The following is a 6814-nucleotide window of genomic DNA, read 5'->3' as shown; positions in this document are numbered from 1 at the left end:
CGCGACCTACACGACCGCAGCGACGTCTTCGCCGTCTACGGCATCTAACAAACCATGATCAAACCGGACACTCCCGAACAACGCCGGGGCCGTGGCGGGTCGGGCGGCCTCAAGCGCGAAGTCCTCGATGTTGCGAGACTTCCAGTAGGTGAGGAAGTGATCGGCTGCGTAGTCATGGCCGGTTTCGGCGCTGAACCCGGCGATTGCTGCGTTGGCCGACTCGCCGCGCTCCAGCATCCTTGCGATGGCCTCGATGGCGGAACACAGCTCTGCGATGCGTTGTGGCCCGACCACTGGCGGGCAAAGCTCGGGTCGCAACTCCATCCGAACATTGTCCACGGGCCGGCCAGGCGTCCTCCGCTGGGCGCAATTGCACGCTCATCAGCTTCGACAGGGCGACGCGGAGCGCGGGGTCGGCGGCAGATTATCCTTATCGACGATCTACACTCGTTCTTTGATGGCCGCAGCGCGGACGTGGCCTGTACCATTGCAGCGGGAGTGGAACTAGGGCCTGTGTCGAAGTCGGCGGTGGTGCCGAGGCCCGCCGGAGCCGGCCGTGCTGGCCTGCCTCGCTGCTTGACAGCGCCTGCAGCCACGGGTCGTGTCGCCCGCCCGAAAGGTGCTGGACGTATCCAGGTCCGAGTACGAGGTGGTCGATGAACCCGGCAACGTCGTCAGCCGCCTTGGCGAAACTGGCAAGCTGAGCGTCGGTGTGCCAGACGATGTTCAGGTCGGAGAACCACCACACGTCGCCGGTGGCACGCTCGACGAGGACGGGATTCTGCAGGACGTCCGCGATAGCGCACCGTCGGCACTTTGCCGCCCGGTAGGTCATCAGCTGTCCATGGCATCTGGCGTACGGAGGCTGCGGACCACAGGCGGATATCGCCGGTGCTTCCACAGGCAGCCCCGTCGGCGAGGCGGAGGAACTCGGCGTAGCCGGGGGCGATGTCGTCGAGTGACTCATCTGGCGATACCGGCGGTGGCAGCTCCAGCGGCCCGAACGGCGGCGCAAGCTGCCCAAGAACTGCAGCGATTCGACGGACGGAGTCGGCCAAGGGCATTGCCCTCATTCTCCAGACACCGGCCCGGCGGGCGCCGGCTGTGGTTGGCACGTCAAGGTCACCGCCGCCGGACTACTGCGCCACAGCGTTGCAGCTCGGGGGCCCGGCCGACTTCGATACAGACCCTAGTCACCAGCGGCCAGGCCCTGGGCCTGCCCGTGGTGCACATCGCTCACCCACTCCCAGCCGGGTTTGGCCGAGGGGCCGATCCGCGGGTCACCGGGCTCGCGGCCGTCACGCAAGGCGAGCACGTACGCCCGGTCCCGCTCGATCCGCTCGTGCACCTGACCGGCTCCGCCGACCGACCCGTGGCCGGGGACCACGACGTCGATGTCGGCCGCCACGCTCTCCAGCAGCCGCAACGCCGCGAGGTAGTCCTCGATCGGGTCGGCGGCGCCGTCCAGGTCGAGCATCGGGACCAGGACGTCGGAGAGCATGTCGCCGGCGACGAGAACCCCGCGCTCCTCGACGAGCAGCGCCGCGTGGCCCGGCGCATGCGCTTGATGTTCGATGATCCGGACTCCCGGGCCGTCCCAGGGAATCTGCGCCGTCCCGGCGGGCAGGGCGGTGATGAGGCCGTACAGGTCCAGCGGGACCTGCCCGGCGATTTCCGTCTCGGCCAGGTGTTCGGTGATGTGGGCCTTCGCGTCCGGGTCGGACAGCTGTTCCCGGACAGCGGCCGCGCAGCGGGCCGTGCCGTAACGGGGCGCTTCGCCGAGCTGTGCGTGCCAGAGCAGGTGATCCCAATCCGGATGCGTCGAGAAGCCCGCCACGACGGTCCGGCCCGATGCGGACATGTCGTTCGCGAGGCAGACCAGTTCGTGGTCCTGCAACCCGGGGTCGATGAGCAACACGCCGGCGCGGCCTTGCACGACGGTGGTGTTGCTCTGGAGGAATTCGCTCTCGTGAACCAGCACGCCGTCCGCGACCTGCCTCAGCACGAGCTCACCTCCCGGATGGCGTAGTGGTGCATCGTGACGCCCTGCTTGAACGATCGCTGCTCGAGCAGGTCGAGCTCGATCGGCATGTCCCAGTCATCGAACAGCGGCCGGCCGAAGCCGAGGATCGCCGGGTGGGTGAAGAGCAGCAGTTCGTCGAGAAGCCCAGCCCGGAGCACCTGCGTGGCGAGCGCCGCGCCGCCCACACCGAGGGTGCCGTCGGTCTCAGCCTTGAGGGCGGCCAGTTGCTCGATCGCGTCGTCCCCGCCGATGATCCGGGTGCCGTGATCGGCGCTGTTGCGGGTGCGGGAGACGAGCACCTTGGGCGCGGAGGTCCAGATCTCGCCGTACTCACGCATGAAGTCCGGCAGCGACGCGTCCTCGCGCGCCCGTGGCCAGTACTCCTCCATCGTCTCGTAGATGACCCGGCCCTGGACCATGCCCGCGAGCGTTCGCGCCCGCGCGTTGAACTCCCGGTGCAGCTCCTCGTCGATGCGCAGCCACTCGCCGGCGCCGTTGTCCCCGGGAACTTGCTCGATCCGCAGGTCGAGGGACACGTTCATCCAGTACAGGAAGCGGCCCATCATCCCCTCCTCCCCTAGTGGTTGCGATTTGCAACTACTATATTGGGGGCCAAGTGTCTGTCAAGGAGGAGTCGTGGAACCACGGTCCGGGTGTCCGATCAACGCGGCCGTCGAGGTGCTCGGAGACCGATGGGCGCTGCTCGTGCTCCGCGACGTCATCTTCGGCGACCGCCGCTACTTCCGGGCGCTGCTCACCGGGTCGGTCGAGGGCATCGCCTCGAACATCCTCGCCGACCGCCTCGTGCGGCTCGTCGAGGCGGGGATCCTCACCCGCGGCACTGCGGCGCGAGGGCAGCGCGCCCGCTACAGCCTCACCGAGGCTGGCATCCGGACCCTTCCGGTCCTCTACGCGCTCGGCAACTGGGGCCTCGACTGGCGCCCGGGCACCGAGGAGCTCCAGATCCGGCAGCGGATCATGCGTGACGCGGGCCCGGCGTTCATCGAGGAGCTCATGGACGAGCTCCGGGTGCGCCACCTCGACGCCCTGCCGAAGCCCCACGATGGCCCGGGCCCCCTCGAACGCCTGAACGCCGCCTACGCCGCCGAGCAGGAACGCCGCGACTAGTACTGCAACGGCAGTTGGTCAGGGGTAGCCGTGTCGTCGCTAGTGGCAGCCAGACCAACGAACCCAACCCGAAGACGATTCGCCTACTGCCGTTGCAGTACTAGTCGAGCGGTGCCGCCATCAGCGGCTGGACGAGCTATGCCTTGATCATGACCTTGCGAGGACGACACGATCTGGCCGGTTGTCGAGGTCCTGGAACGCGCTGCCTTCGATGGCCGACCGTTTGATGTCGGCGTCATCAACATCCACTCCGCCAACCCAGTCGGTGCCGCGAAGATGGGCCACGCTCTCCGGCGATGGGACTACCGCGTCCACATCAAGTCGGGCTCAGCGGCCGTTGCCTACCTCGGCAGCCCCACTGCGACAGAGTGCCGGGTAAGCGGCGGGTGAGACTCCCGCCGCCTACCCGGCAGTGACCAGCGACCGCACGCCGCTCAAGAGGCTTCGTCAACCAAGCGCCTCGCGGCAGATGCGGATGGCCGCGTAGCGTTCCACGCCGACGGCGGCTAGATGAGTGTGCCCGATCGGCTTGGTCGTGTAACGGCCGGTGGTGCTGGCTCGCAACGCGGCCGACTTGCCCAGCTTGGTCACCACCTCCGTGGCGACGGCGATCCGGCACCTCGGTGGACAGGTGAGCGCCGCAGGGTCCGCCCCACCGATCCCCGCTAGTCTCTCCTGGCTGCACTGGCTTGTATCGACGCTTTGAAGGCCGTATCTTCAGCGCGACCGAGGTCGCCCGCGGCAAGCCCGCCCCCGACTTGTTTCTGCACGCGGCGGCGACGATGGGTGTCCCGCCTGTGGCGTGCATCGTGGTCGAGGACAGCCGGTACGGCGTGCAAGCGGCCCGCGCTGCCGGCATGCGCTGCCTCGGCTACGCGGGTGGGCTGACCCCCGCAGGCCAGCTTGAAGGCCCCGACACGGTGATCTTCGACGATATGCGCAAACTGCCGGCCCTGCTGGACGAGGTGTGAGCGCGTGCGCCTGCGACAACCTTCATTGCGGCAGGGGCGAAGTCGAGTATGATCCGGCGTCCGCCGGCCGGTCCGAGTCGCCGGGGAATTGCCCGCCGGAAAGGCCAGAACGAGCGTCGCGCGCCGAGTGGACAAGCGGTTCGCCGAACGTCCGCTCATCCAGCGCAATGCGCCGGGCGCGGCCAACGCGCGGACAGCGGCATTTGAGGATGCATCTTGACGACCTGCGTGGGCTGGCTATGCGTAAGTAATCAGTTCCAGGAGGGAACCGTCCGGGTCTCGAAAGTAAACACTCGTGCCCCGCCCGCGCCCGCCCCAGCGAACAATCGGTCCTTCCTCAATCTCGACCTGTTGGTGGCGGAGATGAGCCAGCGCCTCCTCGATGGTGCCGGGCCACACGAAGCAGAGATCGCTCCCGCCGGGCGCAACCGGCCGACTCGCGACCAGTGCGCCGATGTCCAAACCCGTTCCGTGCACGTTGAGCTGCTGATCGCCGAACCGGTAAGCGGCTCGGCCGTCAGGGCGGTCAACGACCTCTGCTCCCAGGACGTTTCGATAGAACCTTGTCGACCGATCCCAGTCGCTCACCGCGATCACGCAGTGGTCGAGTCTGACCTTGACTTCAGCCATCACCGAAAGGTACCCCCGGCGAGCCAAGCCGACGCACTGTTCTCGGCATGTCAGTGCACCTGCGCCGATAGGAATCTCCGCGGAGTCGGTATAGCCGGCCGCGTCAGACTGAACAACATCGTCCCCCACGACCGAGGCCCTCGTTGTCCTAACCCTGTCGGGAGCGAAGCACCGTACAACCTCTGTGGTAGTTCGAGAACCAAGGACGGCGCGATGTCGGCCGAGGATCAGCAGCAGGCTGTCACCACGCTTGCCGCCATGATCTACCAATGGTGGTTGGGCAACCGGGACCGCAGCGCCGATTCTGATCGCGGATCGAATCAGCCAGGCGGCGCTGCGGCGGGTGGCGAGCACTGAGTCGGTCAGGGGGTGCGTCGGCGCACGGCCGGTAGCGTCACGATCGGCTCCGAACAGTGTGAATGCGGTTCGGGTTGTGCCACAATCCGGTCCATCCAAGCAAAAAGCCCTGGTGAGAGACACGATCTCCCACCAGGGCTTTTCTCGTTCCTGCTGCTCTCGGCCCATCGCGTGTGGGCCTGACGCCACACCGACCCTGTTTTTCAGAGCGGGTCAATGCCAGTCGGCTCGGGATAACGGGCGCCGTTGACGGTGACGCGCAGCGTGTACACGCTCGTGGCGGCGGTGATGAACAGGTGGTTGCGTTTGGGGCCGCCGAAGGTGAGGTTGGCGACGGACTCGGGCAGCAGCAGCTTGCCGATGAGGGTGCCGTCGGGGTCGAAGCAGTGCACCCCGTCCCAGGCCGCGGCCCAGACCCGGCCGGCATCGTCGAGACGCAGGCCGTCGAAGCGGCCGAAGTCGCACTCAGCGAAGATCTTCCCGCCGGTCAGGGTGCCCTCGTCGGTGACGTCGAAGACGCGGATGTGGCTGGGCTCCTGGCGGGTGTCGACGATGTAGAGCTGCTGCTCGTCGGCGGAGAAGGCGAGACCGTTGGGGCGGCAGAAGTCGTCCGCGACGACGCGCAGGTCGCCGGTGGTCGGGTCGAGGCGGAACACGTAGCAGGCGTCACCGAACTCGCTGTCGGCCTTGTTGCCTTCGTAGTCGCCGTCGATGCCGTAGCTGGGGTCGGTGAACCAGATCGTGCCGTCGGCGCGTACGACGACGTCGTTGGGGCTGTTGAGGCGCCTGCCGTCGTAGCGGTCGGCGAGCACGGTGATGGTGCCGTCGTGTTCGGTGCGGGTGACCCGCCGGTTGCCCTGCTCGCAGGTGATGAGCCGGCCCTGGCGATCGACGGTGTTGCCGTTGGCGTACCCGGAGCAGTGCCGGAAGACACCCACGGCACCGGTGGTTTCGTCCCAGCGTATGAGCCGGTCGTTGGGGATGTCGCTCCAGACGAGGTAGCGCCCGGCTGGGAAGTACACCGGGCCCTCCGATTTGCGTGAGCCGGTGTGCAGGCGTTCGACGACGAAGTCGCCGTCGCAAGAGCGGAAGCGCTCGTCGAGTACCTGGAATTGGGCAGGGATGGTCTCAGCCACCGAAGTCTCCTCGCCTTTGAATGATGTTCGACGAGAAGCCTCTCCTGCCAAATCTGATATGGTCAACGGCAATGTTGCCCGTTTCACATCTTGGGGTTGTATGGACAGCATCGACCGGGCTTTGCTGGCGCAGTTGCAGGTCGACGCGACGCAGTCGTACGCGTCCTTGGGTCGGGCGGTCGGGCTGTCGGCTGGGTCGGCCCATGAGCGGGTGCGCAAGCTGCGCGAGCGTGGTGTCATCCGGCGTACCACCGTCGACGTCGATCCAGCCGCGGCCGGCCGCGGCGTGCTGTCCTACGTCATGCTGCAGGCAGGCGCCTGGATGGGCGACCCGCCGACCCGCGACGCGCTGGCGGACATCCCCGAGATCCAGGAGGCGCACATCATCGCCGGGTCGGCGTCGTTGCTGGTGAAGATCCGCACCTCGACCACCGAGGAGCTGCAGGCCGTGCTGCGCCGCCTCTTCGCCGTCGGCGGCGTCACCGGCACCCAGACCATCGTCGTACTGGAGACCTTCTTCGAGCGGCCCATGTTTCTGGGCGGCAACGGTTCCAGCTGACCCCGCCTCG

At 67.3% G+C, this 6814-nt stretch carries 9 protein-coding genes and 2 pseudogenes; 5 read left to right on the top strand and 6 right to left on the bottom strand.

Annotated features, from left to right (window positions below):
- Window positions 1-6 precede the first annotated feature (6 nt).
- From ABZ807_RS22720 to ABZ807_RS22710, 3 genes are all read right to left on the bottom strand, one after another.
- Window positions 7-324 (bottom strand): hypothetical protein, encoded by a 318-nt coding sequence (locus ABZ807_RS22720; protein ID WP_357161337.1) that lies wholly within the window; start codon window positions 322-324, stop codon window positions 7-9.
- 865 nt (window positions 325-1189) lie between these two features.
- Window positions 1190-2005 (bottom strand): MBL fold metallo-hydrolase, encoded by an 816-nt coding sequence (locus tag ABZ807_RS22715; RefSeq protein WP_357161334.1) that lies wholly within the window; start codon window positions 2003-2005, stop codon window positions 1190-1192.
- Window positions 1999-2586 (bottom strand): dihydrofolate reductase family protein, encoded by a 588-nt coding sequence (locus ABZ807_RS22710; RefSeq protein WP_357161331.1) that lies wholly within the window; start codon window positions 2584-2586, stop codon window positions 1999-2001. The genes ABZ807_RS22715 and ABZ807_RS22710 overlap by 7 nt, the downstream gene beginning before the upstream one ends.
- A 73-nt stretch (window positions 2587-2659) precedes the next feature.
- On the opposite strand from ABZ807_RS22710, the gene ABZ807_RS22705 reads away from it, so the two are divergent.
- Together ABZ807_RS22705 and ABZ807_RS22700 are read left to right on the top strand one after the other, a co-directional pair.
- Window positions 2660-3151, top strand: coding sequence for a helix-turn-helix domain-containing protein (locus ABZ807_RS22705; protein WP_357161328.1), 492 nt, complete (start codon window positions 2660-2662; stop codon window positions 3149-3151).
- Between the two features lie 91 nt (window positions 3152-3242).
- A pseudogene (locus ABZ807_RS22700) lies at window positions 3243-3541 on the top strand (cyclic-phosphate processing receiver domain-containing protein); the annotation flags it as partial.
- Window positions 3542-3598: 57 nt separating this feature from the next.
- Here ABZ807_RS22700 and ABZ807_RS22695 read toward each other — a convergent pair.
- Window positions 3599-3742 carry a hypothetical protein gene (locus ABZ807_RS22695; protein WP_357161325.1) on the bottom strand — a complete coding sequence of 48 codons (144 nt, stop codon included), beginning with the start codon at window positions 3740-3742 and terminating at the stop codon, window positions 3599-3601.
- Between the two features lie 80 nt (window positions 3743-3822).
- Here ABZ807_RS22695 and ABZ807_RS22690 point away from each other — a divergent pair.
- Window positions 3823-4122, top strand: a pseudogene (locus ABZ807_RS22690) (HAD-IA family hydrolase); the annotation flags it as partial.
- A 237-nt stretch (window positions 4123-4359) separates the two neighbouring features.
- Here ABZ807_RS22690 and ABZ807_RS22685 read toward each other — a convergent pair.
- Window positions 4360-4752 (bottom strand): VOC family protein, encoded by a 393-nt coding sequence (locus ABZ807_RS22685; RefSeq protein ID WP_357161322.1) that lies wholly within the window; start codon window positions 4750-4752, stop codon window positions 4360-4362.
- Window positions 4753-4965: 213 nt separating this feature from the next.
- Here ABZ807_RS22685 and ABZ807_RS22680 point away from each other — a divergent pair, with 213 nt between their 5' ends.
- The gene (locus ABZ807_RS22680; RefSeq protein ID WP_357161319.1) at window positions 4966-5109 is read left to right on the top strand and encodes a hypothetical protein; all 144 of its coding nucleotides are present in this window, start codon (window positions 4966-4968) and stop codon (window positions 5107-5109) included.
- A 203-nt stretch (window positions 5110-5312) separates the two neighbouring features.
- On the opposite strand, the gene ABZ807_RS22675 is transcribed toward ABZ807_RS22680, so the two are convergent.
- The gene (locus ABZ807_RS22675; protein WP_357161317.1) at window positions 5313-6245 is read right to left on the bottom strand and encodes an SMP-30/gluconolactonase/LRE family protein; all 933 of its coding nucleotides are present in this window, start codon (window positions 6243-6245) and stop codon (window positions 5313-5315) included.
- A 100-nt stretch (window positions 6246-6345) separates the two neighbouring features.
- Here ABZ807_RS22675 and ABZ807_RS22670 point away from each other — a divergent pair, with 100 nt between their 5' ends.
- The gene (locus ABZ807_RS22670; RefSeq protein ID WP_357161314.1) at window positions 6346-6804 is read left to right on the top strand and encodes an Lrp/AsnC family transcriptional regulator; all 459 of its coding nucleotides are present in this window, start codon (window positions 6346-6348) and stop codon (window positions 6802-6804) included.
- Window positions 6805-6814 lie beyond the last annotated feature (10 nt).

This window comes from Micromonospora sp. NPDC047548, from assembly GCF_040642975.1.
Classification (GTDB): Bacteria; Actinomycetota; Actinomycetes; order Mycobacteriales; family Micromonosporaceae; genus Micromonospora.
The sequence above is the reverse complement of the archived record's forward strand: the minus strand, read 5'-3'. Positions and strand labels throughout refer to the sequence as shown.

Excerpts from the sequence above, each read along its gene's own strand:
- ABZ807_RS22680 (WP_357161319.1), top strand. The coding sequence starts at position 4,966 with ATGTCGGCCGAGGATCAGCAGCAGGCTGTCACCACGCTTGCCGCCATG.
- ABZ807_RS22685 (WP_357161322.1), bottom strand. The coding sequence starts at position 4,752 with ATGGCTGAAGTCAAGGTCAGACTCGACCACTGCGTGATCGCGGTGAGC.
- ABZ807_RS22670 (WP_357161314.1), top strand. The coding sequence starts at position 6,346 with ATGGACAGCATCGACCGGGCTTTGCTGGCGCAGTTGCAGGTCGACGCG.
- ABZ807_RS22720 (WP_357161337.1), bottom strand. The coding sequence starts at position 324 with ATGGAGTTGCGACCCGAGCTTTGCCCGCCAGTGGTCGGGCCACAACGC.
- ABZ807_RS22710 (WP_357161331.1), bottom strand. The coding sequence starts at position 2,586 with ATGGGCCGCTTCCTGTACTGGATGAACGTGTCCCTCGACCTGCGGATC.